This window comes from Pseudolactococcus reticulitermitis, from assembly GCF_002260845.1.
Lineage (GTDB): Bacteria > Bacillota > Bacilli > Lactobacillales > Streptococcaceae > Pseudolactococcus > Pseudolactococcus reticulitermitis.
The window spans coordinates 43,637-66,913 of the sequence record NZ_BEDT01000006.1; the positions used below are offsets into that span (position 1 = coordinate 43,637).

Here is a 23,277-nt window from a genome sequence, read left to right on the forward strand (position 1 = left end):
ATATTATATGTTTTAATTTATCATAGATGCGTCACCTGACCATCTATAATCACGATGCCTTTTTCACGGAGAAAGGCATCTTTTTTAGGACGTGTTCTCAAGGTTTTCTTGAACCAATATTCCCGTTTTAAAGCTTGTGATTTATCCGAAAAAGTTTCAGAATAGACCAGCTCGACTGGTCGTCTGACTTTGGTGTATTTAGCGCCTTGCCCCAAGCTATGAGCTTTGATGCGTTTTTCTAAATCATTGGTATAGCCTGCATAGAGGGATTGATCCGCGCACAGGAGGACATAAAAATAATAGTTAGCCATAATAAATCTGATATACCTCGTCTGTGTAGCTGCCATCTGGTTTGTGTAAAATCAAGGGCGGCAGGAATTTCTCGCCACCCGGCTTACCATCTTTAATCGCATCTATCAGTAAAATATTGGCATCACGGTCTGATTTGGGATAGACAAACTGAATACGCTTAGGGACTAAATTGTATTGGGTCATGGTTTGGATAATCTCAAAAAAGCGGTCTGGTCGGTGTACCATGGCAATATGACCGTTTGTTTTCAGCAGTTGTTGACTGATACGACAGATGGCATCGAGATTGGTTGCGAGTTCATGACGCGCTAACAGGTAATGCTCGCTTTCGTTGATTCGTGACTGCTCATCTAGTTTAAAATAAGGCGGATTGCAGAAAATCAGGTCTGTACTGGACGGCTTGAGATGATTCAGCGTATTAGCCAAATCATCATTAATCACGCGCACTTGCTGCTCTAGCTTGTTCAACTGCACACTTCGATTTGCCATATCTGCCAAGCGTTCTTGGATTTCAATTGCAACGATGCTGGCGGTTGTGCTGTTGCTGGCAAACAGGCCGACTGCACCATTTCCCGCGCACAAATCGACGATTTGCCCGCGTTTGGGAATGTTGGGGAAACGGCTGAGGAGGACGGCATCGACTGAATAGGAAAAAACATCGCGAGACTGGATGATTTTCACGTCATTCGTCGCCAGCTGGTCAATTCTTTCCTTGGGTTTGAGTAAAGATTGTGAGGTCATCTTTTTATTATAACAAAATAGTAAAAGTTTATGATAAGATTTAGTTATCAAAAGCTTAAAGGACATTAGACATGACGGAAAAAAATTACATTGCAGAGATGCGGGCGCTGGTGGGACATCAGGGAATGATTTTCGTGACGGCTTTTGGTGTGCTGTGGAATGCTGACCGCACGGAGATTTTATTGGAGCGTCGGGCAGATTCGCCTGATAGCGGCTGGGGCTTTCCGGGTGGTTTCTTGGACTACGGCGAATCACCCATGCAGGCGGTCGTCCGTGAATTCAAGGAAGAAACGGGTCTTGATGTCGAAGTGGTCCGAGTTCTAGGCCTTTCCACCCATATCACGGATAAAAATACTTGGGGCGATGCCCAAGAAAATATCGCCGTTGGCTTTGAAGTTCAGCTCGTCGGAGGTCACGTTCAGGCTGATGGCGATGAGACGCTCGAAGTCAAGTGGTTACCCGTTTCGCCAGAGCCTCGGATGTTTGTACCTCAAGCGCAACGCACCATGCACAAGGTTTTAACCGAAAATGAAACCAGCAATAAGGCTTGGTTTCGAGAAAATGGCGAGTGATGTGCTGATGAAAAAACTGACACAAGCCATTCTCGAACAGACGATTACCAAGCGCGCTAACGCCACACACAAGGGTGATTATGGGCGCATTCTAATTATCGGCGGCACGGAGCAATACGGCGGCGCCGTCATCATGAACGCCCTCGCTGCGGTTCATAGCGGTGCTGGGCTCGTCACCGTCGCGACCCACCCCAGTAATTTCACAGCCCTCCATAGCCATTTGCCTGAGGCAATGGTCACAGACTATACGCAAGATTTGACATCTTTTATCAGGTCAGCTGACGTTATCCTCATCGGATCAGGTCTGGGGGAGCAGTTGACTATTTTGACTACAACTTTAAGCAGCGTCACCCCTGAACAGATTTTGATTTTGGACGGCTCAGCCTTGACTTTACTGGCTGAACATCAGCTAAATCTGCCAGATGCGCGAGTTGTTTTGACCCCACATCAAATGGAATGGCAACGTTTGAGTCGGCTTGAAATTGCTGAACAGACGCCAGAGAATAATCTGACTGCACTTGCGACATTTCCAGCGCAAACAATCCTTGTCCTTAAAAAATGTCATACTCAGATTTATACTGAAAACGATAGCTTTGAATTGACTATCGGCGGGCCTTACCAAGCAACAGGTGGCATGGGGGACACACTTGCTGGGATGATTGCAGGCTTTGTCGGTCAATTCCATGTTTCTCTTGAAAATGCTGTACTCGCTGCCGTTTATGCCCATTCAGCGATTGCTGACGACTTGGCACGCGAGCGCTATGTTGTCCTACCGACACAGATTTCTGCTGAACTTCCGAAATTGATGCACCGGTATGCCGAGAAAAAAACTGACAAGCTTTAAAAGGCTTGTCAGTTTTTTAAATTAGTTTGATAAGACTAACTCATAACATGCCCAGGTCTCACCATAGGAAAAGCAGTCACCAACCTGTTTAAAGCCAAGTTTTTGATACAAGGCTAAGGCAGACCAATTATCAGGAGAAACGAGTAACCGTAGGCCTGCACTATCTATTCCCTTTAAGTCATCAATGATAGCAGAAATCAACTTTTGGGCAAGCCCTCGTCCTTGAACGGATTGGCGCACAGCAACTCTTGATAGACTGCGCCAATTGGTCACTTGCTGATGCCAGCACTCAAAAGCATCTAAATCTGCTTCCTCTACTGCGGTTGCAACCGCTAAAATCTTCCCAGACGCATTTTCATCTTCGATAAGGTAGAGTGAATTGCCCCTTATATCTGCTTGGGCATTTTCGAGTGTTGGATAATCTTCATGCCAGGTGCAGCCTGGTACGCCTATCAAAGACTGATAAAGTGCAACGATTGCTTGGGCGTCCGCTAACTTGCCTTGTCTTATTTTCATTCTCTCTTATCTCCTGTTATGTTTGGGCCTGACATCAGCTCTGACTAAAGGCATTTTTTGCTGTCTCCTTAGTTTACCATAAACTTTTTCTAGCACGCAATTTTCAGGACAATGTGCTAAGATAAAGACAAAGCCTATCAAGCGTCTCACGATTCAGCTAAATAAAAAAACAAAGGAGCAGTCATGCTATCTGAACATATCGTGCTAACTTTTTTGACCTATTTCCCAGCCTATGCCTTTCTTGGCTGGTGTCTCGAGGTCGTTTATGCCTCGGTCAATACTGGTAAATTTGTCAATCGCGGTTTTCTAAATGGTTCTGTTTGCCCCATTTATGGGTTCGGGGCGGTGCTCTTTATCCTATTTTTAAACCCGATTGCAGATAATCTCCCCCTCCTTTTCTTGGCATCGGTCATCATCGCAAGCTTGCTTGAATTAGTCGGTGGCTATATTTTGGAAAAATTGTTCCATATGAGGTGGTGGGATTATTCCCAAGAACCGTTTAATATCGGTGGCTACATTTGCCTGAAATTTTCCTTGATGTGGGGGCTGGCGGGTGTCTTTCTGATTAAAATCATTCAGCCGATGATCGCTAAGATTTTGGAACACCTGCCGACCCTGCCGGTCACCATTATCATCAGCATTTTTTACCTCATTTTACTCACAGATGTCCTCATCACAGTGATCGCCATCGCGCACCTCAACCGCGATTTACAGCAGGTGCACGAACTCTCACGCATGATTCGGCGGGGTAGTGATACCTTAGCCGAAAATCTCGGCAATTTCGCTGTGGACGCCTCTGAGAAATTTGACAGCCATAAAGATGAGCTGACGGAAACGCTGTCGACAGAGATTGAGACTCTTATGGCGCATCAAAAAAGGATACGGGCACGGATACTCAAGGCCTTTCCAAATGCGAAACACCAGACTGAAAAGAAAGCCTTGGAAAATTTACGCAAACGCTATGAAACTTACAAAACCTTCAAAAAGAAATGACCGAAAGTCTTTCTTTTTTCTATGTCATGGTATAATGAAACATGAAAACACTTACAAAAAAATGATAAGATGAAAAGGAAAATGACGATGAAAACAATTCATTGGGCAATGATTGGCACGGGTGATGTAACGGAAAAGAAAAGTGGACCGGGGTTTTACAAGGCGAAAAATTCTGTTTTATATGGCGTGACCAATCGGACGCTGGCTAAGGCAGAAGATTACGCCAAACGCCACCATGTCGAAAAAGTCTTTACTTCCGTTGACGACTTGCTCGCCGATCCTAAGGTTGATGCGGTCTATATCGCTACGCCACCTAGTTCACACAAGGACTATGCGCTACGTTGTGCGGCAGCTGGTAAGATCTGCTATATTGAAAAGCCGATTGCCCTGACTTATAACGAGGCCTTGGCAATTTCAGAGGCATTTAAAAAAGCACACGTTAAAGCCTTTGTCGCCTATTATCGCCGAACTTTACCACGGTTTGTTAAAGTGAAAGAACTGCTGGATGCGGGCACGATTGGCGATGTGCGGTTTGTCAATGTTGCCTACTATCGACCAGCTGCAAAAGACGAAATCACCGGCACGCATTGGCACGTCCAACCTGAGATTTCGGGCGGTGGCATTTTTATGGATATGGCGGTGCACACACTCGATATTCTGGACTTTTTCTTTGGCGCGATTGAAAAAGTCGCAGCCTTTAGCGCCAATCAGGCGGGCTATTATGCGCCAGAGGATAATGTCGCACTGGCTTTTGCCTTTGACAATCACATCACAGGGACTGGAAATTGGTGCTTTACGACCGATACGACTGCGGATAATATCCAAATCGTAGGCTCAAAAGGTGAGCTTAATTTCGGCTGCTTTAGCAACGATCCCATTCAGCTTAAGACTGCTGAACAGGAAACAGCCATTCCAGTTGGGACGATTGAACACGTCCACCAAAATTTGATTCAGACGATTGTTGATGAGTTAAATGGGCAAGGTAGCTGTCCGTCTACGATTGACTCTGCCTTACGCACTGCTTGGGTTTGTGAGCAGGTTTATCAGCAACAAAACTAACAAACGAAAGACCTTAACATGACTATTTTTCTTAGAAGACTTTTTAGTGACAGTTTACTGACGATTTTGGCAAATCTTATCATCCTTTCAAACCTGTTTGATTTGCCACTTTTGATACATATCGTTATCACGCTATTGCTCATCTTCTTTTTTAGCTACTTCAATATTCGACCTCAGCTAAAGAAGAAAGGACAGCAGAGAAGACGGCTTGACATTTTAGAGGGTGGCTATGAATTAATACTTGCGAGCAGTATGTGTTTTGTGGCAACGCTTATTTTAAATGGAGTTGTTAGTCGATTGTCATCTGCTGAGCTAACGGCACTCACTTACATACTAAACGGCTTGTTAGCAACCATTTGCCTTGGCATTTTATTACTCAATGGTTTGGTTCGAATTTTCACGACATCAACGCAGACAGGGATTACGCTTCGGCTCCTGCTCATCTTGCTGTGGTGGGTCCCGCTTATCAACCTCTTTTTACTGAGAAAACTTTGCGGAATTGCTGCCAAAGAGTATGCTTACGAGACGACCAAACATCAGCGAAATGCCAATCGGGCAGCGGAAAAAATTTGCCAGACCCAATATCCGATTTTACTCGTGCATGGCATCTTTTTCCGAGATTGGAAAGCGTTCAACTACTGGGGGCGTATTCCCAAAGAGCTTATCGCCAATGGCGCGACCATTTTCTATGGTAAGCAACAATCCACGGCAGCTGTACCTATTTCTGCAGCTGAAATTCGCGATAGTATTTTGCAGGTCATTGAGGAAACAGGTGCTGAGAAAGTCAATATTATCGCCCACTCTAAGGGCGGTATCGACTCCCGTTATGCCATCAGCAAGCTCGGCATGGCTAACTATGTCGCCTCACTCACGACGATTAACACGCCCCACTTCGGCTGTAATTACGCGCGCAAACTGATGGCTAAACTACCTGATAAAGCAATCCAATCCGTCGGTGGGCAATACGAAAAATTATTTACAAAATTAGGCGATACAGAACCTGATTTTATGAGTGGTCTGGTCGATTTAACCGACCACGCCTGCGCTGAATTAAATAAAATAGCACCTGATGTTACCGGCGTGCTCTACCAAAGTGTCGGGTCTCGCATGACATCAGCGACTTCCGCAGCTTTTCCGCTCAATCTGGGCTATCTGATTATCAAGCCCATGGCAGGTGAAAATGATGGCTTAGTCTCAACAAGCGCCATGGTCTGGGGAAATTATCTCGGCTTGTTGACTTCCAAGGGTAAGCAAGGTATTTCTCATGGTGATATGATTGACCTCACGCGCAAAAACATCGACGGCTTTGATGTGTGCGAATTCTATGTTGATTTGGTTGCCCAACTCAAAAATAAGGGCTATTAAAACAAAAATTGACCGACTGTTTTGCGACTGTCGGTCAATTTTTTGGCGATTAATTTGCATCTGTTCTGGAGAATTGAAAGCCATTTTGACAATTGTATCTTGTTCAAACATTGTCGAAAAGCCTGGCACTCTTGCCAAGCGGTAATAATACTGGTAGGTGTAGTTGTAAAATGTCTCGGGTGCGGTCTCCAAAATATAGGCAGATTTTTTCCCACAGATGATGCCCTCTCCTTGATAATCTGCTACTAAAATCGCTAACGCTTTCTCAAAGACATAGTGTGGCATCTCAACTACAAATAATACTTTGCCTTGACTCTTCAAATAAGCACCATTTTCACTCGCAAAAGTCAGCTCCTCTGCAATATCTGAGAAAATGATGTTAATTGATATAATTGATTGCCACTGGCAACAACACATTTGATGTCACGTTTTTTTAACTCCGCATATAAGTCAGCAAAATGTGCACGATTGTAGCCTTTTTGGCTGTTTAAAAAGTTGCCATCCATATCTGTGGCGATTAATTTGATTGACATTTTTCGCATTTGAGTTTTCAACCGCAGCATTCCCCCAGCGTTCACGTGCCTCTTGTTCATAAGGATTTACCTTTGTAAAATCAAAGCCCTAAATTTTTCTGCTTGTGTCATCGTTAAATTTCCTTTCATGTCTTGCATCGAGCGCTCTAAGGTGTCTAAAAGCGTTGTGATACGTTCTTTTTCGTGCAATAAATAGCTTTGCTGCAACTCAAATACCTGATGTCTATCAAACAGTTGAGCTTCCAAGTAGATGCTGGATTTCGGTCAAAGGAAAGCCACAAGCCTTGAAGAAACAAATTTGCTGGAGTTTATCCAAATCATCGTCTGAATAATCGCGGTAGTCATTCCACGCATTCCGAGTCGGTACCAGTAGGCCAATTTTATCATAATGATGTAAAGTACGGACACTGATGCCCGCTAGTTTAGCGACTTCTTTGACGTTCATGTGTTCCTCCTGACTATAGCTCTATTATAAACCTTAACCTTGCGTTAGGGTCAAGGGGTAAAAAAACTATTTTTGAAAAATCATGCTTTTCAAAAATAGTTTTCCTGTTTCATTTATTAAAGTGGAACATTTCCTAGCCATTAAAGATGCTGCTACTATTATTTGGTTGGCTTGATATAAGGGATAGTCTCTGCACTTGCACCGGCTGAGGCAGCTCGTATCCAAGATTTGCCTTCTAACTGTTTAAAGTTTTCACTTCTGCCAGTCAAGACAATGCCATTGAGCGACATATCTTTTTTATTTTTCAAGTGATTATTTTTCAAAATGTCGTCTAATATTTTTCGTTCGTCCTTGTCCATTTCACTTGAGTAATCTGTTTTCAGCATCTCAAAAGCAGTCTTGAGACCGTTGTCTCCTTCCCAATAGTTACCTAAACGTAGGTCCCCAAATTTAATATCACCATTTTCTGAATAACCAAAGGTCACTGTTCGTGCAAAAACATCCTCATCTGTCTCATTCACATAGATATTTTTTTGGGCCTTATTACTCGCTTGCTCGCCTTCGCTCACCCAATACCAAGCTTGTACTAGATTTTCGGGCATCATCTTTTGGACTTCTTCATAGGTGTAGGGTTTGTCAAAAGAAATCCCAACTTCAACCACACGATTTTCTGTTTTAACAATGTTTGCGATATCATTTGGATATTTGACTTCTTCATACAGATCATCTGGAAATACTAACCACGATGAACCATTCTTTCCTGTTTTTCTAATATAATTCCCTTCTTCTTTGGCTTTCTCTGTGATATCAGCCGTCATAAATTTGTAAGTGATATTCGGATTGAAAAAGTTCATTCTGCGACCTTCAGGATAGGATTTGCCACCCACACTATAGCTGTCTACCTTTCCTAACTTACTGAAAATATTAAAAGTCCCTGATATATTTCCCCACTCTAGTGGATAACCATCGACATCTTTTTGGACTTCTACTGTATTTTTACCGTTAAATAATCCAATATCTGATTGAGGTAAGTGACGTGTCTGCACGTTTGGTGTCATGAACCGAGTCCTAACTTCAAGATACTTCGCATTTTCAAAGAAACGTCGGTCATTAATAGAGAAAATACCGAGTAATATCGCAAAAACAAGGATAATTGATAAAACAACAGAAATCACCACCATCAAAATACTTTTCTTCCGATTTTTCTGCTTACTTTTTTTCACCACTTCTTCAAATTTATTCGCATCAAATTTCGTCATTTTCTTTTACCTCCAAATAGATTTTCTTAAACGCTTTTCTGGCACGGTATAGTGTCGTATTGACCGTGTCTAATTTCATCTCCAAAAGGAAACCAATCTCCTCATGACTCAATGTCTTATCATATCGTAAAAGTAACAGTTCCGTATAGCTTGGTTTGAGTAAATGCAAGGCTCGACTCACGTAAGCATCTTCCAGATTTTCCATCTCAAATGCTGTCACATGTGCATCAAAGGTCGCAAACTGTACTTCTAGAATCTCAGTATAGCGTTGTTTTCGCCGATATAAATCTCGAAACTGATTAATCGCCACCTTATAAAGCCAAGCCCTGATTGTATCCGGTGGCAACACATGACTCGTCTCAAAAATTTTAACCAAAGCATCCTGCGCAATATCTTCCGCATCTTCATAACTGGCGCCATTTTTGCGCAGATAGTAGGAAACTTCGCGCGCAAGTTCTACTAACATCTGCTCAAATCCATCTAATTTCAAGTGCTACCACCTCCTTACCAGTTTTTCATCGGCTTCATAAATATAACGAATAGGATTACCAAATCTATACAGTGTTTTTAAAAATATTTTGACCCTATCTTTTATGGTAATAAAATTTTCCGGAAATTTAATAAAAAAACATCTCGCAAAATGCGAGATGTCCAAATTGTAAATATCGATAGATATTAACGTTTAGAGAATTGACTTGCTTTACGGGCTTTTTTAAGACCTGCTTTTTTACGTTCAACCATACGAGCATCACGTGTCAACAAGCCAGCGCGTTTCAATGACGCACGGAAGTCAGGATCAACGTTCAAAAGCGCACGTGAGATACCGTGACGGATTGCGCCAGCTTGACCAGCGTAACCCCCACCATTAACGTTAACAAGAACGTCGTAAGCACCAACTGTTTCAGTTGCGCCAAATGGTTGGTTGATGACCAAACGCAAGTCTGCGTGTGGGATGTATTCTTCAACATCTTTGTTGTTGACTGTGATTTTACCAGTGCCGGGTACCAAACGTACACGAGCTACTGAATTTTTACGGCGTCCAGTGCCGAGGTATTGTACTTGTGCCAATGTCTAGTCCTCCTTAGATTAATCCTGTAATGTCAAGCACTTCTGGGTTTTGAGCTTGATGTGTGTGCTCAGCGCCAACAAATACTTTAAGTTTCATGCCTTGTGCACGACCAAGCGTGTTATGTGGCAACATCCCTTTTACAGAAGTTTCGATAAGACGAACTGCATTTTTCTCACGCAATTCACCAGCAGTGATTGATTTCAATCCGCCTGGATACATTGAGTGTTTGTAGTAAATCTTGTCAGATGCTTTTTTACCCGTCAATTTCACTTTTTCAGCGTTGACAACAATCACGAAATCGCCAGTGTCAGTGTGTTGTGTGAATTGTGGTTTGTTTTTACCGCGAAGGATGCTTGCAACAACTGCTGACAAACGTCCCAAAGGAATATCTGTCGCATCAACAACGTGCCATTTACGTTCAACTTCGCCTGGTTTAGCGAAATATGTAGTTTTGTTCATGATTTCTCCAATTTTTTATCTGTAGTTTACATAGGTGTAGCTGAATCGTTCCTTATCCATCTACGGTATTTTCAAGTTTCCGGGACCTAAAAATGGGGTAAACAATACCGTTTAATATAATATCACATTTTTACAGGTTTTGTCAAGTTTTTTTGCTATAATAGTTCTTATGAACATTGTTTTGAAAATGTCTGCAGCTGACATTGCCCGCCTGGTTGACACCTTTCAACCGTGGGCACAAGCCTCAGCCAATCCATATATCCAGTTTTTAGCGAAACCGACAGGCTGTGTGGTGACGGTCTATACCTCGGGCAAGGTCATGTTTCAAGGTGAGCAAGCCGAGACCTACGCCGCAAAATTTGGCTACCAAGCAACGACAGCCACACCTGTCCAACAAACCAATATCATTGGTACTGATGAAGTGGGCAACGGCTCGTATTTCGGTGGCTTAGCCGTCGTCGCCACTTATCTGAGTGAAGCTGATTTACCGCTCATCAAGAAATTAGGTGTTGATGATTCTAAAAAATTAACCGATGTCAAAATTCGCCAGATTGCACCGATTCTGAAAGAAAAAATTCAACATCAGGCATTGTTGCTCTCTCCGAAAAAATATAATGAAGTCATCAGCTCTGGTTACAATGCTGTTTCTGTCAAAGTCGCCCTCCATAATCAAGCGATTTTCCTATTAGAGCAGGCTTTGTCTACTACACCTGATCATATCATCATCGATGCCTTCACGACTGAGAAAAATTATACCAAGTATCTTAAAAAAGAAAAGAACCAAATCAAAGGTCAGATTACATTGCGCCAAAAGGCGGAAAGTCAGTTCTATGCAGTCGCTGTGTCGTCTGTCATCGCACGACAAATGTTCTTAAACAATCTAGAAGACCTCTCTCAAGATGTTCAGCTCGCGCTCCCAAGCGGGGCGGGACACAAATCTGACGTGGTCGCAGCACAACTCATCCAGAAGTACGGTGAAACGGCATTAAGTCAAGTCGCCAAACTGCACTTCGCCAATACAGAAAAAGCAAGGAAATTAATCAAATGAAACTATTAAAAGAATGGGGACCTTTTGCCCTCCTAATCATCGCTATGCTCCTTTTACGCGCCTATGTGTGGAGTCCTGTGCTTGTCGAGGGGCATTCTATGGATCCGACGCTAGCCGATAAGGAGCGCTTAATCATCATTAAAACAGCATCTATCAAGCGTCAGGATATTGTCGTCGCAAAGGAATACAACAAAGAAACTCAAACAACTAAAAATATCGTCAAACGTGTGATTGGCATGCCCGGAGATACCATTACCTTTAAAAATGATGTGCTGACGGTCAATGGTAAAGTGGTGAAAGAACCTTATCTGGCCAACTATCGAAAACAGCTCAGCATAAACCAACTCCAACAAACCTACCAGTACAATAGCTTTTTCCAAACCCTAGCCAAGAACGCTAAGGCCTTTACAATCTCAGCGACAGGTCAGACAGACTTCACCGTTAAAGTCCCTGAAGGACAATACTTCCTCATGGGCGATAACCGTTTGGTCTCACAAGATTCCCGCCAAGTCGGCACTTTCCCTAAAAAAGATATCGTTGGTGAAGCGAAACTGCGTATCTGGCCGTTGAAAAAGATTGGCTTTATGAAATAAAGAGGCTAACATGAAAATTTTCAAAACGCGTTGGCAAATGTTCTTCGTGTCTAGCCTTGTAACTATCATTATTATTTTTATCGCTCTCTTTCTTTCACGACCTTACATCTGGCAATCTGTTGTTGTTGACGGACATGCGATGGATCCAAACTTTGTTGCTGGTCAACGCTTGATTATCATTAAGACATCAAAAATCGAGCGTTTTGATATTGTCGTTGCTAAAGAACAAGGTACTAAACATATTTTGAAACGTGTTATTGGCTTGCCTGGTGATACCATCTCCTATGACAAGGACGCACTGACTATCAACGGTCAAGTCGTAGCCGAACCTTATCTCAAAAATTATCAAAACAAATTTGCGACGGATAAACTTCAAAGCACCTACCACTATAATGGCTTTTTCAAAGCCTAGCTGAGCATGCGCAAGCCTTTACCCTTTCCGCAACTGGTGAGACAACCTTTACCATTCAGGTGCCTAAGGGACAGTACTTTTTACTTGGCGATAATCGTCTAGTCTCACAAGATTCCCGTCAAATCGGAACCTTTAGTCAAAAAGAATTAATCGGTAAAGTCAAATTTAGAGCCCCTAGCTACTTTAGCCCTTGGAAAAGTATTGATTAAAAAATATCTAAACGCAGTTATTGAACTGATTGTTCAGATGTTTTTTTGCTATCAATATGCCTCAATCTCAGGCCGATCATGGACATTGGACTGCTTACCATTGCGCTCGTCTAAAACTGCCTGAACATCAGCAGGTGTCACACCAGTTTCGGCTAACATGACTGCGATATGATAGAAAATATCTGCTGTTTCATTGGCAATCTCTGCCTTGTCCGCATTTTTCGCTGCAATCACGACTTCTGTTGCTTCTTCGCCTACTTTTTTAAGAATTTTATCCAAACCTTTGTCAAAAAGATAATTGGTATAAGAACCTGCTTTAGGCTCTTTTTGACGTGCCACGGCTTGGGTGTATAACTCATCAATCATGCTTCATCTCCTTCTACCTCTAAAACGTCATTAAAGAAACAGCTTCTAGCGCCTGTATGGCAGGCTGGGCCAATCTGTTCGACTGCAATCAACAAGGTATCCAAATCACAGTCTGCTGTGATTTTTTTGACATGTTGATAATGACCAGATGTCTCGCCCTTGTGCCACAGTTCTTGACGTGAGCGTGACCAATACCAGGTTTCTTGCGTTTCTAGGGTCAGCTGATAACTTTCTTCATTCATATAAGCCAACATCAAGACCTGACCGTCAGCCACATCTGTGACGATGACAGGCACCAGACCGTCTGGACTTTTGGCAAAGTCAATCTTGAGCGACGCATCTTTCAAAATCGTTTTGTTCATCTTACAAACGCACCTCGATCTGATTTTCTTTCATTTTGACTTTCACATCATGAATATCAATTTCACCATAATGGAAGACACTGGCAGCTAAAGCCGCTGTGACGGGTGTTTGCTCAAAGACTTCGACGATATCGTCAGCCGTCCCCGCACCACCACTTGCAATCACAGGCACATTGACTGCAGAAGCAATTGCTGTATTCAACTCTAAATCATAACCAGACTTGGTACCATCCTTATCCATACTGGTCAGAAGAATCTCGCCAGCACCCAGAGAAACGGCCTTTTTCGCCCATTCAATGGCATCCAGTCCGGTGTCCTTACGCCCACCATTGACATAGACATGAAAACTGCCATCGTCTTGTTTTTTAGCGTCGATGGCGACCACGATACATTGGTTCCCAAACTTCTCGGCACCCTGCCGAATCAGATCGGGATTGGCGACTGCGCTGGAGTTGATGCCAACCTTATCAGCGCCGGCTTTGAGCATCTTGTGCATATCCTCGACCGAGCGAATGCCACCACCGACCGTAAAGGGGATGAAAACCTGATCCGCGACCGTCCGCACGACGTCCACCATGGTATCACGCGCCTCATGCGTCGCCGTAATATCCAGAAAAACAAGCTCATCGCAGCCCTGCTCATAATAAATTTTCGCCGTCTCAGCCGGGTCGCCGACATCCGTCAGATTGACGAAATTAACGCCCTTAACCACGCGCCCATCCTTAACATCCAAACACGGCACAATCCGTTTTGCTAACATCTCAAAACTCCTTCAGTTCATCTAAACTCACATTACCGTTATAGTAGGCCTTGCCGACAATGGTGCCAGCAACACCGATATCGGCTAATTTTGTTAAGTCGGAAAGCTGAGCAATCCCACCACTTGCGATAACAGAAGCGCTCGTTAAGGTAGCCTGCAATTTTTCGTAATGTTCAAAGTTCGGCCCAGTTAAAGTACCATCGCGGTCAACATCTGTATAAACGAATAGGCGGACACCGATTTTTTCCATTTCAAGTGCCAAGGTAATAAAATCCACGTCAGACGTTTCTAGCCAGCCTTCTGTTGCGACCAAGCCTTTTTTGGCATCAATCCCAACGACAATCTTATCTGCCCCGAATTGGGCAAGCGCAGCTTTCACGAAGTCAGGATTTTTAACCGCCATCGACCCAATAATTACACGGTCAACACCTTTAGCCAGATAGTCAGAAATCTGCTCTAAGGTCCGAATGCCGCCACCGACTTCAATTTTCAACCCTGTTTTAGAGACAATTTCTTCGATAATCGGTGCGCTAGTTGCTCGACCATCTAGCGCGCCATCTAAATCGACAACGTGCAGATACCTGATGCCTGCTGCCGCAAAAATTTCAGCCTGTGCCAATGGACTGGCATTGACGACTGTTTCCTGGGCAAAATCTCCTTTAAACAACCGAACGGCACGACCATTCTTAATATCAATTGCTGGTAGAATCTGCATAGACAACCTCCTTAAATTTTGCTAAGATACCAAGTCCAACGTCTCCTGATTTTTCAGGATGAAATTGCGCCCCATAGACGTGGCCATGAGAAATCATGGCTGGCACTTTGATCCCGTAATCTGCAGTGACATCTAAGTAATCAGGGGCAACATCTGTGAAATAGGAATGAACAAAGTAAACGGCGCTATCTTGTAAGTTCGCGGTTAGCGCTGTCGACTTGACCACATCCAAGCGATTCCAGCCCATATGTGGGACTTTCAGATTGTCACCTGCTGGAATGGCACGACAGATGCCCGGAATCAAGCCCAGACCATCTGTTAAGACGTGTTCTTCTGATGCATCCAGTAGCAACTGCATCCCCAGACAAATGCCCAAGAGCGGTGTACCAGTCGCAACTGCTGATTTGATTGTCGCAACCAAATCACGCTCTTCAAGCTCGGCCATAGCCGTTGGAAAGGCACCGACACCAGGGAGAATCAATCCGTCCGCTGATTGGATGACAGCTTGGTCTGCTGTCAAGACAGCGTCGACACCGATTTTATTTAAGGCACGCAAGACATTGGCTGTGTTGCCTGCATCGTAATCAATCACTGCAATGGTCATCTTACAGTACTCCTTTAGTCGAATTCACCCCATGAATCTCTGGATTCAAAGTCACTGCTTCACGTAAGGCACGGCCGGTTGCCTTGAAAAGGGATTCTGATTTATGGTGATTATTTTTACCATGTAAAATTTTCAGGTGCAGATTCATTTGCACATTGAAAGCCAAGGCTTGGAAAAATTCTTCGACTAATTCAGTATCGAAATTACCCAAGGCTGGATTGGTAAACTCAGCATCGAAAACGAGGTAGGACCGACCTGATAAATCAAGGCTCGCCATGCCTAAAGTCTCATCCATTGGCACAAAAGACGTGCCGTAACGATTAATCCCCGCCTTATCACCTAGTGCCTCACGGAGCGCTGTGCCAAGAGCAATGCCGACATCTTCGACTGTGTGGTGGCTATCCACGTGCAGATCGCCATTGGCCTTAACGACTAGGCTCATGCGACCGTGACTGGCGAAAAGCGTCAGCATGTGGTCGAAAAAGCCAACACCGGTTTGAATATCCACAGGCGCTTGGGCATCTAAGTTGACCGCTAGTGTGATTTGCGTTTCTGCTGTATTGCGTGTGATTTCTGCTTGTCTCATAAGTTACCTTTCACTTCTTTGATGATATCAAGAGCTAATGCTAAATTGGGTGTGTTGATTTGGTAAGGTGCTTGTTCGCGCACGACTGGCTTGGCATGGAAAGCAATCCCAATGCCACTTGCCAAAATCATGGGTAAATCGTTGGCACCGTCGCCCATAGCGACTGTTTGAGATAGGTCAAGACCTAGTTCAGCTGCCCATTTTTTTAGGCTGGCTAACTTCACTTCTTTTGTGACAATGTCTCCTCTTGTCTTGCCGGTGAGCTGACCGTCTACAATTTCTAGGTGATTCGCACGAACATAATCAAGCCCGAGTTCATGGGCTAGGTCATCAACAGTTTCGTGAAAACCACCCGATACCACGCCAACTTTCCAACCATTGGCCTGCAAGGTTTCGACCAAGTCACGCGCCCCTTCAGTAAAATGAATTTGCTTGCGCACCTCTGCGAAAACTGTCTCAGGCAAGTCCTTGAGCAATGCGACACGTGCCTCTAGCGCCTCTGAAAAATCTAGCTCGCCATTCATGGCGCGACTGGTAATGGCCGCAATCTCAGCACCACTTCCCGCGATTTCTCCCAGTAAATCGATGCCTTCCTCCTGAATCAAGGTACTGTCCACATCCATGACCAGAAGACCTTTTGTTTTTGTCATCATTTGTCAACTTCCCCACGAATCTCAATCGCCCGTGCATGCCCCTGTAAGCCCTCCGAATAAGCCAAAGTCGTAATATCTTTTGTTGCTGCCGCAACAGCATCTTGGCTGTAATAGGTAAACTGACTTCTCTTAACAAAGTCGTAAACACCCAAGGCACTGTAAAATCGAGCTGTGCCAGACGTTGGCAGTACGTGATTCGTTCCCGCATAGTAGTCGCCAATCGGCTCAGACGTAAAATGTCCTAAGAAAATACTCCCCGCATGCTTAATCTTAGGCAAATAGCTCATGGCATCATCCAAGGCAATTTCCAAATGTTCCGGCGCCACCTCATTCATCAAGTCAAACATCTCATCAACCGAATTGGCAATAATCGTCCGACCATTGTCTGTGATTGATGCCCGCGCAATTTCCTCACGTGGTAAGGTTTGCAGTTGTTTTTCCAATTCAAGGTCAACCGCATCAGCTAACTTGACCGAATCAGTCACCAGCACCGCCCGCGCTAATTTATCATGTTCAGCTTGTGACAATAAATCAGCCGCCACATAGGCTGGATTGGCTGAGCTGTCCGCAATCACACCGATTTCAGACGGCCCTGCAATCATATCAATCCCAACTTGACCAAAGACCTGTTTTTTAGCGGTCGCCACAAAGACATTACCTGGACCCGTAATCTTATCCACTTTTGAAATTGTCTCCGTGCCATAGGCCAAAGCTGCAATCGCTTGCGCGCCACCGACTTGGAAAATCTGCGTCACACCAGCCAATTCCGCTGCGACCAAAATTGCAGGATTGAACTGGGTTTGCGGTGGTGTGACCATATAAATCTCAGGCACACCCGCGATTTTCGCAGGTAAGACATTCATCAACACACTAGACGGATAGGCTGCCGTCCCACCCGGTACATAAACACCGACTTTCTCAATCGGTAGCACAAGCTGCCCGCGAATGACACCCTCAGTTTTTGCGTCAACAAAGTCTGGCTCAATTTGATGTTTGTGATAAGACTCGATATTTGCCTTAGCATTTTGTAAGGCCAATAAAACATCAGGGTCAATGGCATCAAAAGCTTGCTTGATGGTTTCACGTGAAACTTCAAAATCTGAAATCACCACCCCATCAAATTTTTCCGAATATGCCCGTAAAGCCGCATCCCCATTGGCACGGACATTCGCAATAATTTCTGCAACAATACCATCAAAATTATCTTGAGATTTGGCATAGGCTGCATATTCTGCGTCTAAAATCGCTGAGATTTCCTTAGCCGAACCCGTCAATCGTTTCATTTTAACCATTAAAAGCCACCTCTTCATTTCCCACAACCGCTTGTAATCGGTCGATAAGCGTCATAATTTCTGGATTCTGCTTAATACTCGCGCTATTGGCAATCAAGCGCGACGACACCCGAACAATATCCTCAAACACAACCAAACCGTTCGCCACCAGCGTATTTCCCGTTTCGACAATGTCGACAATGGCATCCGTCAAGCCGATAACCGGTGCGATTTCCACAGAGCCTTGAATGGCTACAATCTCGACATCCTCATCCTTGCTATTGAAGAAATCAGTGGCAATCTTGGGATACTTGGTCGCAATCTTCTTGCGCTTATGGTCGTAAGGATTATAAGACGGAATACTCGCCACCGAAAACTTACACAGACCGATATTCAAATCCAACATTTCCAGATAAGACCCCGGATGTTCGTAGAGCACATCAGAGCCCACAACCCCCAAATCAGCAATGCCATGCTCGACATAAGTCGCCACATCAGGTGCTTTCACTAATAAAAAGCGTAAATCTTGTTTGTCATCGACAAAAATCAGATTGCGACCCTTGTCAGCCATGAAACTCATATCAAAACCAGCTTTAGCAAGAATTTTAACCGTATCTTTTTCAATTCGCCCCTTGGTCAAAGCTATCGTAATCATGTGTCACCTCCGTCAAAGACAATATCCTGACGTATTTCTTCATAAACCGCATCAACATCTAGCGCCCAACCGACCGCACTGACAGCCCCCGCATCAAACCGCTCAAATAATTTATCATAGCGACCGCCACTGAGAAAAGCATAAGGCACTTTATCACTAAAAACACGGAACATCACACCAGTATAGTAATCTTTTTTTGCCAACATTCCTAAGTCAACCGTTGCATGTGACAAATCACGACTTAGAGTTTCAATCTCTACTAAAGCAGCTAAAATATCAGGATTGGTCACCAATTTTTCAGCCTCAGCCAAGACGTTTTCAGCTGCCCCAAACAAACGCGGTAAATGAATTAAAAACGCATCAAACTCACTCGGGTTTTGCTTAACAAACTCCGTCAAACCAGTGATTGACTTATGCTTAATCAAATTTGCCAGTAGCGCAACCTGTCCCACATCAAAGCCAGCAAAAATCGTCTGTAAAATCCCCGCATGGCTCAGCTCAATCCGATAAGCCTTAACCCCTGCCAATGTCAAACTTGACTTGGCCAAATCCAAGGCTTCCGCAATTGCAACCGCCGCATCAAACCCAATAATTTCAATCCCAGCCTGCATTCTTTCATTCTGCAAACCTTTCAGCTCATCATGATGTCTAAAGACCTTCCCACTATAAGAAAATTTAGTCGGCAAGTTTACCTTAGTCGTCGCCACCACACGCGCAATCGACTGCGTCACATCTGGTCGCACCACAAGCAAATCACCATGCTTGTCAAACAAATGATAATTATGATTATCTAACTCATCCTCGAAAACCCCTGCATACTCAATCATCGGCGTATCAATCCGATTAAACCCACTCGCCATCAGAAAATTTGAAACCCTCATCTCAATCTGATACACACTCTGCGCGCGCTTGAACAGCTTGTCATGCATACCAGGTGCTAATTGCTTATTTTTCATCCAAACAATTCTCCTATCACTTGTATCACCTTAGCCATCTCAGCCTGCGTCCCGATTGACATCCTTAAATAATTCGACAAACGTCCCTTATCACTAAAATAACGCACATAAATCTGTTTACTTTGCAGAAATTCAAACAAACTTTCTGCGGCAATGCCAGCAGGCTTCGTTAAGACGAAATTTGTAAGCGACGGAAGGACTTCAAAGCCCAGCGCGCGTAACTCTGCTGAAAACCAATCTCGCGTCTCTGATATTTCAGCGTTAACCCGCTCATAATAGTGAATATCTTCAACCGCCGCAGTCGCCAAAGCCTCCGCAATCAGATCAACCGAATACGGATTGTAGGCATTTTTTACCGCATTGATAACTGAGATTAATTTCGGAGACCCAATCCCATAACCGACCCGCAACCCAGCCAAAGCTGCATCTTTAGAGAAAGTCCGAGTGATAAAAACATTGTCATATTGTTCGAGTAAAGGCAAGGCAGATTCACCACCAAAAGCGATATAGGCCTCATCAATGATGACCACCACATCTTGATTTGCCGCAACAATCGCTTCAACCTCAGACAAGTCCTTAAAAATCCCCGTTGGCGCATTCGGATTAGCAATCACAATCCCACCATTAACTCGATTTTTATAGTCAGTCGTCACAATCTCAAACTCATCTGAAAGTGGCACTTCCTCGAATGGAATTCGAAATAAATCCGCCCAAACTTTGTAGAAACCATAAGTGATGTCAGGAAAAAGCACCGCGTCATCTGAATTAAAAAAACTCACAAAAGCTAAGGCTAAAATATCATCTGACCCATTGCCGACAATGAGTTGATTTCGCTTAACACCCAAATTTTCCGCTAGTTTGTCACGTAAGATATTATTTTCTAGTGAAGAATATTGCCGTAAAGACTGCCCATCAAATGCTGCCAAAGCCTGTAACACACCTGGACTTGGTGGAAAAGCATTTTCATTGGTATTAATTTTAATCATCTTTTTTTCTTGTGGTTGTGCCCCAGCCACATACGGTTTTATTTGTCGTAAGCCTTTCATAGTCAAATCTCCTTATCAAATTGAGCAAAAAACGCCCGAGTGAAATAACTTCACAAGGACGTTTTAACGTGGTACCACCTTTTTTCCAACAAATGTCGCCATCTGCTACTCAGCAAGTCAAGACTTGCACCCTTAACGCGGGAAACGTGACACACTACTTATACTCAATTAAATGAGTATCTATTTCATATGTCCTCTCAAGAATGTGTAACCTCTGATTTTACACGCTTTCCCAGCACCAAGCGCTCTCTTTAGAATTGACAGAAGTATCTTTCTCTCACAGATTTTTCTATTTACTACATTTTACAAGAAAATTCAGAAAATAGCAAGCAATTTTTGCGCTTGAGCAAAAATTGCTCTGCGACGAGTAATCGCAGTCGCAAGGTTTTTTCAACAAATCAAACAAACGCCTAAACTCTCTACAAAAAATAAACACAGTAACAGTTTTAAAAACAAAACACATAAAAAAGCGATGCAAAATGAAACTAATCACTCACAAACGCTTCTCAATCATCACCAAAAACGGTGGCTGATTAACCTGATTAATCCCACCATAACGCATCACCTGAAACACGCTTTGTGGCAACCCAGAAACAAAAGTCAAGACAGCATCTCGCTCCTCAAGCCCACCTGCATGCCCATAATAAATCATCAAAGCAATCCTACCGCCCTTGACCAATAACTCTAGCAGCTTAGCCAAAGCATCAAGCGTCGTCTCGGCCTGCGTAATCACTTGTTTATCAGATTTAGGCAAATAGCCCAGATTAAAAATCGCCGCTTTTATTGGCTGATTAACGTACTGATCGACATTTTCATGCCCATCAAGAATCAACTGAGCAGACACCTGCGCCTGCTCCAAACGATCCGCCGTCATGTCAAGCGCAAGCCTCTGCACATCAAAAGCGATAACCTCCGCTTTCAATCTCGCTAGAAAAACAGTATCATAACCCTGCCCCATGGTCGCATCAACCACAAGATCCCCCGGCACAATAACTTCTGCAAGTAAGTGATGTGCCATCTCAAGTGGGCCTAACATACTTTATCTCCCTGAAAAACATTGCGGCGTTCTAACTCCGCATCAATCGCATTCAGAACTTCCAATTTTTTCAAACTCCACATGGGTCCAATCAACATTTCACGCGGTGCATCACCAGTCAATCGATGAATCGAAATCTCTTTTGGAATAATTTCTAGCTGATCACAAATCACATTGACATAATCATCAAAAGCCATCAACTGCAAATCTCCCTGATGAAAATCACGCTGCATCCGAGTACCTGTCATCAAATGCAACAAATGAAGCTTAATCCCCTGAATATCTGAATCCTCAACCACACGACGGACGTTTTCCACCATCATCTCATGCGTTTCACCCGGCAAGCCATTAATCAAATGCACACAAACTAAAATACCACGAGCCCGCAATTTTTCAACCGCATCCAAGTAAGTCTGATAATCATGCGCCCGATTAATCAAATCACTCGTTTCTTGGTAGGTCGTCTGCAGACCAAGCTCAACCCAAACTGTCATTCGCTCATTTAGCTCAGACAAGTAATCCAAAACATCATCAGGCAAACAATCGGGACGTGTCCCGATATTAATCCCAACAATATCAGGTCGATCCACTGCTTGCTCAAAACGCTCACGCAAAACTGCCACAGGACCATGCGTATTGGTAAAATTTTGGAAATAAGCAATATACTTCTTCACACCTGGCCACTTCTGGTGCAAAAATTCAATCTCTTTCTCCACCTGAACCGGAATCGACTCCTCAGGCGCCACAATCATATCACCTGAACCAGACACCGAACAAAATGTACAGCCACCATGCGCCACCGTGCCATCCCGATTTGGACAGTCAAACCCAGCATCAATCGGCACTTTAAAGACCTTCTCACCAAAATTATCACGCAGATAATCATTCCACGTCGTATATCGCTTATTCACTTTTGAACTCCCTTAAACCGCCACTTAAAGCGCACCTCATCATAAATCGGGTACGTCAGCAACAAAATACTAGCACTCATCAGCCAACCGCCCAAAATATCCGTCGGATAATGCACCCCCAGATAAATCCGAGACATCCCGATCAACACGATGAACATGGTTGCTAACACACGAACCAACCATTTTATTTGACGAGAGTGCAGTCTTTGACAAATCAGCACCGCTAGACAGGCATAAAACATCAAACTCGTGCTGGCATGCCCCGACGGAAAACTCAACCCACTCTCTACCACAAGATGTGGTAAAGCCGGACGCGTCCGACCATAGACATGCTTCAAAATAGAGACTAAAACAGGTACGAGTGCCACATTAGCAGCCATAAAAATCGCCTCAGCATACCATTTTTTCAGCACTAAAAAAATAAGTAAAGCACCTAAGAGAATAGGAACATAAACCGTTCCACCAAAATTAGTGATAAATTTATAAAAAGAAGTCAGACCATCTGACATATCATGCCGAACCATTGACTGAACTTGTTGGTCAACTCCCTTTAAACTAGCCGGAAAAAACTTGACCAGATAGCCTAACATGACGAATAAAACCAAACCAAAGCTCGCATATAATTGATACGTTTTTTTGAGTTTCATTATTCCATTATAACAAAAAAGTCCATCTATTGAAACATAGATGGACTTACGATATCTGACTCCGCTTGCAAGACTCGAACTTGCGACATCATGATTAACAGTCATGCGCTACTACCAACTGAGCTAAAGCGGAATAATCTCAGCTGGTAGAGTAGCAGAAAACTTCGTTTTCCCTATCCGCAACCTTGAAGCAGTGCTTCAAGCCAACTGAGCAAAGCGAATATGCTTGGCACCGACCATATCTCACAGGGGGCAACCCCCAACTACTTCCGGCGTAATGAGA

30 protein-coding genes, 1 tRNA gene and 1 pseudogene are annotated in these 23,277 nt (G+C 43.8%); 8 read left to right on the forward strand and 24 right to left on the reverse strand.

Annotated features, from left to right (window positions below):
* Nucleotides 1-20: 20 nt before the first annotated feature.
* Together RsY01_RS09965 and RsY01_RS09970 are read right to left on the reverse strand one after the other, a co-directional pair.
* Nucleotides 21-311, reverse strand: coding sequence for a GIY-YIG nuclease family protein (locus RsY01_RS09965; protein WP_094785392.1), 291 nt, complete (start codon nucleotides 309-311; stop codon nucleotides 21-23).
* Nucleotides 304-1,050, reverse strand: coding sequence for a tRNA1(Val) (adenine(37)-N6)-methyltransferase (locus RsY01_RS09970; RefSeq protein WP_094785393.1), 747 nt, complete (start codon nucleotides 1,048-1,050; stop codon nucleotides 304-306). Before RsY01_RS09970 ends, RsY01_RS09965 begins: the two co-directional genes overlap by 8 nt.
* 71 nt (nucleotides 1,051-1,121) lie before the next feature.
* On the opposite strand from RsY01_RS09970, the gene RsY01_RS09975 reads away from it, so the two are divergent.
* Together RsY01_RS09975 and RsY01_RS09980 are read left to right on the forward strand one after the other, a co-directional pair.
* Nucleotides 1,122-1,622: an NUDIX domain-containing protein gene (locus RsY01_RS09975; RefSeq protein WP_094785394.1), complete on the forward strand. Its 501-nt coding sequence runs from the start codon at nucleotides 1,122-1,124 to the stop codon at nucleotides 1,620-1,622.
* Between the two features lie 7 nt (nucleotides 1,623-1,629).
* Complete coding sequence (locus RsY01_RS09980; RefSeq protein WP_094785416.1) at nucleotides 1,630-2,466, forward strand: NAD(P)H-hydrate dehydratase; 837 nt, start codon at nucleotides 1,630-1,632, stop codon at nucleotides 2,464-2,466.
* A 21-nt stretch (nucleotides 2,467-2,487) separates the two neighbouring features.
* On the opposite strand, the gene RsY01_RS09985 is transcribed toward RsY01_RS09980, so the two are convergent.
* On the reverse strand, nucleotides 2,488-2,982 hold the full coding sequence (locus RsY01_RS09985) for a GNAT family N-acetyltransferase (protein ID WP_094785395.1): 495 nt from the start codon (nucleotides 2,980-2,982) through the stop codon (nucleotides 2,488-2,490).
* 183 nt (nucleotides 2,983-3,165) lie between these two features.
* Between RsY01_RS09985 and RsY01_RS09990 the strand changes: the two genes are divergently transcribed.
* The 3 genes from RsY01_RS09990 to RsY01_RS10000 all read left to right on the forward strand — a co-directional run bounded on the left by RsY01_RS09990 (nucleotide 3,166) and on the right by RsY01_RS10000 (nucleotide 6,399).
* Complete coding sequence (locus RsY01_RS09990; protein WP_094785396.1) at nucleotides 3,166-3,975, forward strand: putative ABC transporter permease; 810 nt, start codon at nucleotides 3,166-3,168, stop codon at nucleotides 3,973-3,975.
* Nucleotides 3,976-4,062: 87 nt separating this feature from the next.
* On the forward strand, nucleotides 4,063-5,034 hold the full coding sequence (locus tag RsY01_RS09995; RefSeq protein ID WP_094785397.1) for a Gfo/Idh/MocA family protein: 972 nt from the start codon (nucleotides 4,063-4,065) through the stop codon (nucleotides 5,032-5,034).
* An 18-nt stretch (nucleotides 5,035-5,052) separates the two neighbouring features.
* Nucleotides 5,053-6,399, forward strand: coding sequence for an esterase/lipase family protein (locus RsY01_RS10000; RefSeq protein ID WP_107490459.1), 1,347 nt, complete (start codon nucleotides 5,053-5,055; stop codon nucleotides 6,397-6,399).
* Between the two features lie 347 nt (nucleotides 6,400-6,746).
* Here RsY01_RS10000 and RsY01_RS10860 read toward each other — a convergent pair whose 3' ends face one another.
* The 6 genes from RsY01_RS10860 to rplM all read right to left on the reverse strand — a co-directional run bounded on the left by RsY01_RS10860 (nucleotide 6,747) and on the right by rplM (nucleotide 10,164).
* A complete protein-coding gene (locus RsY01_RS10860; protein ID WP_167373260.1) occupies nucleotides 6,747-6,953 on the reverse strand; it encodes an HAD hydrolase family protein in 207 nt (68 codons plus the stop codon).
* A gap of 205 nt (nucleotides 6,954-7,158) precedes the next feature.
* On the reverse strand, nucleotides 7,159-7,377 hold the full coding sequence (locus RsY01_RS10010; RefSeq protein ID WP_094785399.1) for a MerR family transcriptional regulator: 219 nt from the start codon (nucleotides 7,375-7,377) through the stop codon (nucleotides 7,159-7,161).
* Between the two features lie 158 nt (nucleotides 7,378-7,535).
* The gene (locus RsY01_RS10015) at nucleotides 7,536-8,636 is read right to left on the reverse strand and encodes an anti sigma factor C-terminal domain-containing protein (protein ID WP_094785400.1); all 1,101 of its coding nucleotides are present in this window, start codon (nucleotides 8,634-8,636) and stop codon (nucleotides 7,536-7,538) included.
* Nucleotides 8,623-9,126, reverse strand: coding sequence for an RNA polymerase sigma factor (locus tag RsY01_RS10020; protein ID WP_094785401.1), 504 nt, complete (start codon nucleotides 9,124-9,126; stop codon nucleotides 8,623-8,625). The genes RsY01_RS10015 and RsY01_RS10020 overlap by 14 nt, the downstream gene beginning before the upstream one ends.
* A gap of 185 nt (nucleotides 9,127-9,311) precedes the next feature.
* Nucleotides 9,312-9,704 (reverse strand): 30S ribosomal protein S9, encoded by a 393-nt coding sequence (gene rpsI / locus RsY01_RS10025; RefSeq protein WP_003137384.1) that lies wholly within the window; start codon nucleotides 9,702-9,704, stop codon nucleotides 9,312-9,314.
* A gap of 13 nt (nucleotides 9,705-9,717) precedes the next feature.
* Complete coding sequence (rplM, locus tag RsY01_RS10030) at nucleotides 9,718-10,164, reverse strand: 50S ribosomal protein L13 (protein ID WP_061775242.1); 447 nt, start codon at nucleotides 10,162-10,164, stop codon at nucleotides 9,718-9,720.
* A 169-nt stretch (nucleotides 10,165-10,333) separates the two neighbouring features.
* On the opposite strand from rplM, the gene rnhC reads away from it, so the two are divergent.
* The 3 genes and pseudogenes from rnhC (at nucleotide 10,334) to lepB (RsY01_RS10045) (ending at nucleotide 12,426) form a co-directional block, all read left to right on the forward strand.
* Entirely contained in the window at nucleotides 10,334-11,212 is an 879-nt protein-coding gene (gene rnhC / locus RsY01_RS10035) for a ribonuclease HIII (RefSeq protein ID WP_094785402.1), read from the forward strand.
* Nucleotides 11,209-11,805, forward strand: a complete 597-nt coding sequence (lepB, locus tag RsY01_RS10040; RefSeq protein WP_094785403.1) for a signal peptidase I — start codon at nucleotides 11,209-11,211, stop codon at nucleotides 11,803-11,805. Before rnhC ends, lepB (RsY01_RS10040) begins: the two co-directional genes overlap by 4 nt.
* A 10-nt stretch (nucleotides 11,806-11,815) precedes the next feature.
* Nucleotides 11,816-12,426: pseudogene (gene lepB, locus RsY01_RS10045) on the forward strand (signal peptidase I).
* A gap of 51 nt (nucleotides 12,427-12,477) precedes the next feature.
* Here the strand turns inward: lepB (RsY01_RS10045) and hisE are convergent.
* The 15 genes from hisE to RsY01_RS10120 all read right to left on the reverse strand — a co-directional run bounded on the left by hisE (nucleotide 12,478) and on the right by RsY01_RS10120 (nucleotide 23,127).
* Complete coding sequence (hisE, locus tag RsY01_RS10050; protein WP_003137394.1) at nucleotides 12,478-12,792, reverse strand: phosphoribosyl-ATP diphosphatase; 315 nt, start codon at nucleotides 12,790-12,792, stop codon at nucleotides 12,478-12,480.
* Nucleotides 12,789-13,154: a phosphoribosyl-AMP cyclohydrolase gene (hisI, locus tag RsY01_RS10055; RefSeq protein WP_094785404.1), complete on the reverse strand. Its 366-nt coding sequence runs from the start codon at nucleotides 13,152-13,154 to the stop codon at nucleotides 12,789-12,791. The genes hisE and hisI overlap by 4 nt, the downstream gene beginning before the upstream one ends.
* 1 nt (nucleotide 13,155) lies before the next feature.
* On the reverse strand, nucleotides 13,156-13,914 hold the full coding sequence (gene hisF / locus RsY01_RS10060; protein ID WP_094785405.1) for an imidazole glycerol phosphate synthase subunit HisF: 759 nt from the start codon (nucleotides 13,912-13,914) through the stop codon (nucleotides 13,156-13,158).
* Nucleotide 13,915: 1 nt separating this feature from the next.
* Entirely contained in the window at nucleotides 13,916-14,629 is a 714-nt protein-coding gene (gene hisA, locus RsY01_RS10065) for a 1-(5-phosphoribosyl)-5-[(5-phosphoribosylamino)methylideneamino]imidazole-4-carboxamide isomerase (protein ID WP_094785406.1), read from the reverse strand.
* The gene (gene hisH / locus RsY01_RS10070; RefSeq protein ID WP_094785407.1) at nucleotides 14,607-15,233 is read right to left on the reverse strand and encodes an imidazole glycerol phosphate synthase subunit HisH; all 627 of its coding nucleotides are present in this window, start codon (nucleotides 15,231-15,233) and stop codon (nucleotides 14,607-14,609) included. The genes hisA and hisH overlap by 23 nt, the downstream gene beginning before the upstream one ends.
* Nucleotide 15,234: 1 nt before the next feature.
* Nucleotides 15,235-15,819 (reverse strand): imidazoleglycerol-phosphate dehydratase HisB, encoded by a 585-nt coding sequence (hisB, locus tag RsY01_RS10075; RefSeq protein ID WP_094785408.1) that lies wholly within the window; start codon nucleotides 15,817-15,819, stop codon nucleotides 15,235-15,237.
* Complete coding sequence (serB, locus tag RsY01_RS10080) at nucleotides 15,816-16,469, reverse strand: phosphoserine phosphatase SerB (protein ID WP_094785418.1); 654 nt, start codon at nucleotides 16,467-16,469, stop codon at nucleotides 15,816-15,818. Before serB ends, hisB begins: the two co-directional genes overlap by 4 nt.
* On the reverse strand, nucleotides 16,469-17,755 hold the full coding sequence (gene hisD, locus RsY01_RS10085) for a histidinol dehydrogenase (protein WP_094785419.1): 1,287 nt from the start codon (nucleotides 17,753-17,755) through the stop codon (nucleotides 16,469-16,471). Before hisD ends, serB begins: the two co-directional genes overlap by 1 nt.
* A 1-nt stretch (nucleotide 17,756) precedes the next feature.
* Complete coding sequence (hisG, locus tag RsY01_RS10090) at nucleotides 17,757-18,398, reverse strand: ATP phosphoribosyltransferase (RefSeq protein WP_094785409.1); 642 nt, start codon at nucleotides 18,396-18,398, stop codon at nucleotides 17,757-17,759.
* On the reverse strand, nucleotides 18,395-19,354 hold the full coding sequence (locus RsY01_RS10095) for an ATP phosphoribosyltransferase regulatory subunit (RefSeq protein ID WP_094785410.1): 960 nt from the start codon (nucleotides 19,352-19,354) through the stop codon (nucleotides 18,395-18,397). The genes hisG and RsY01_RS10095 overlap by 4 nt, the downstream gene beginning before the upstream one ends.
* Nucleotides 19,351-20,406 (reverse strand): histidinol-phosphate transaminase, encoded by a 1,056-nt coding sequence (hisC, locus tag RsY01_RS10100; RefSeq protein ID WP_174655200.1) that lies wholly within the window; start codon nucleotides 20,404-20,406, stop codon nucleotides 19,351-19,353. Before hisC ends, RsY01_RS10095 begins: the two co-directional genes overlap by 4 nt.
* 487 nt (nucleotides 20,407-20,893) lie before the next feature.
* Nucleotides 20,894-21,436: a tRNA 5-(aminomethyl)-2-thiouridylate-methyltransferase MnmM gene (gene mnmM, locus RsY01_RS10105; RefSeq protein ID WP_094785412.1), complete on the reverse strand. Its 543-nt coding sequence runs from the start codon at nucleotides 21,434-21,436 to the stop codon at nucleotides 20,894-20,896.
* Nucleotides 21,430-22,347, reverse strand: a complete 918-nt coding sequence (mnmL, locus tag RsY01_RS10110) for a tRNA modification radical SAM protein MnmL/YtqA (protein WP_094785413.1) — start codon at nucleotides 22,345-22,347, stop codon at nucleotides 21,430-21,432. The genes mnmM and mnmL overlap by 7 nt, the downstream gene beginning before the upstream one ends.
* Nucleotides 22,344-22,994, reverse strand: a complete 651-nt coding sequence (locus RsY01_RS10115) for a phosphatase PAP2 family protein (protein ID WP_157905823.1) — start codon at nucleotides 22,992-22,994, stop codon at nucleotides 22,344-22,346. Before RsY01_RS10115 ends, mnmL begins: the two co-directional genes overlap by 4 nt.
* A gap of 59 nt (nucleotides 22,995-23,053) precedes the next feature.
* Nucleotides 23,054-23,127 (reverse strand) — tRNA-Asn (locus RsY01_RS10120).
* Nucleotides 23,128-23,277 lie beyond the last annotated feature (150 nt).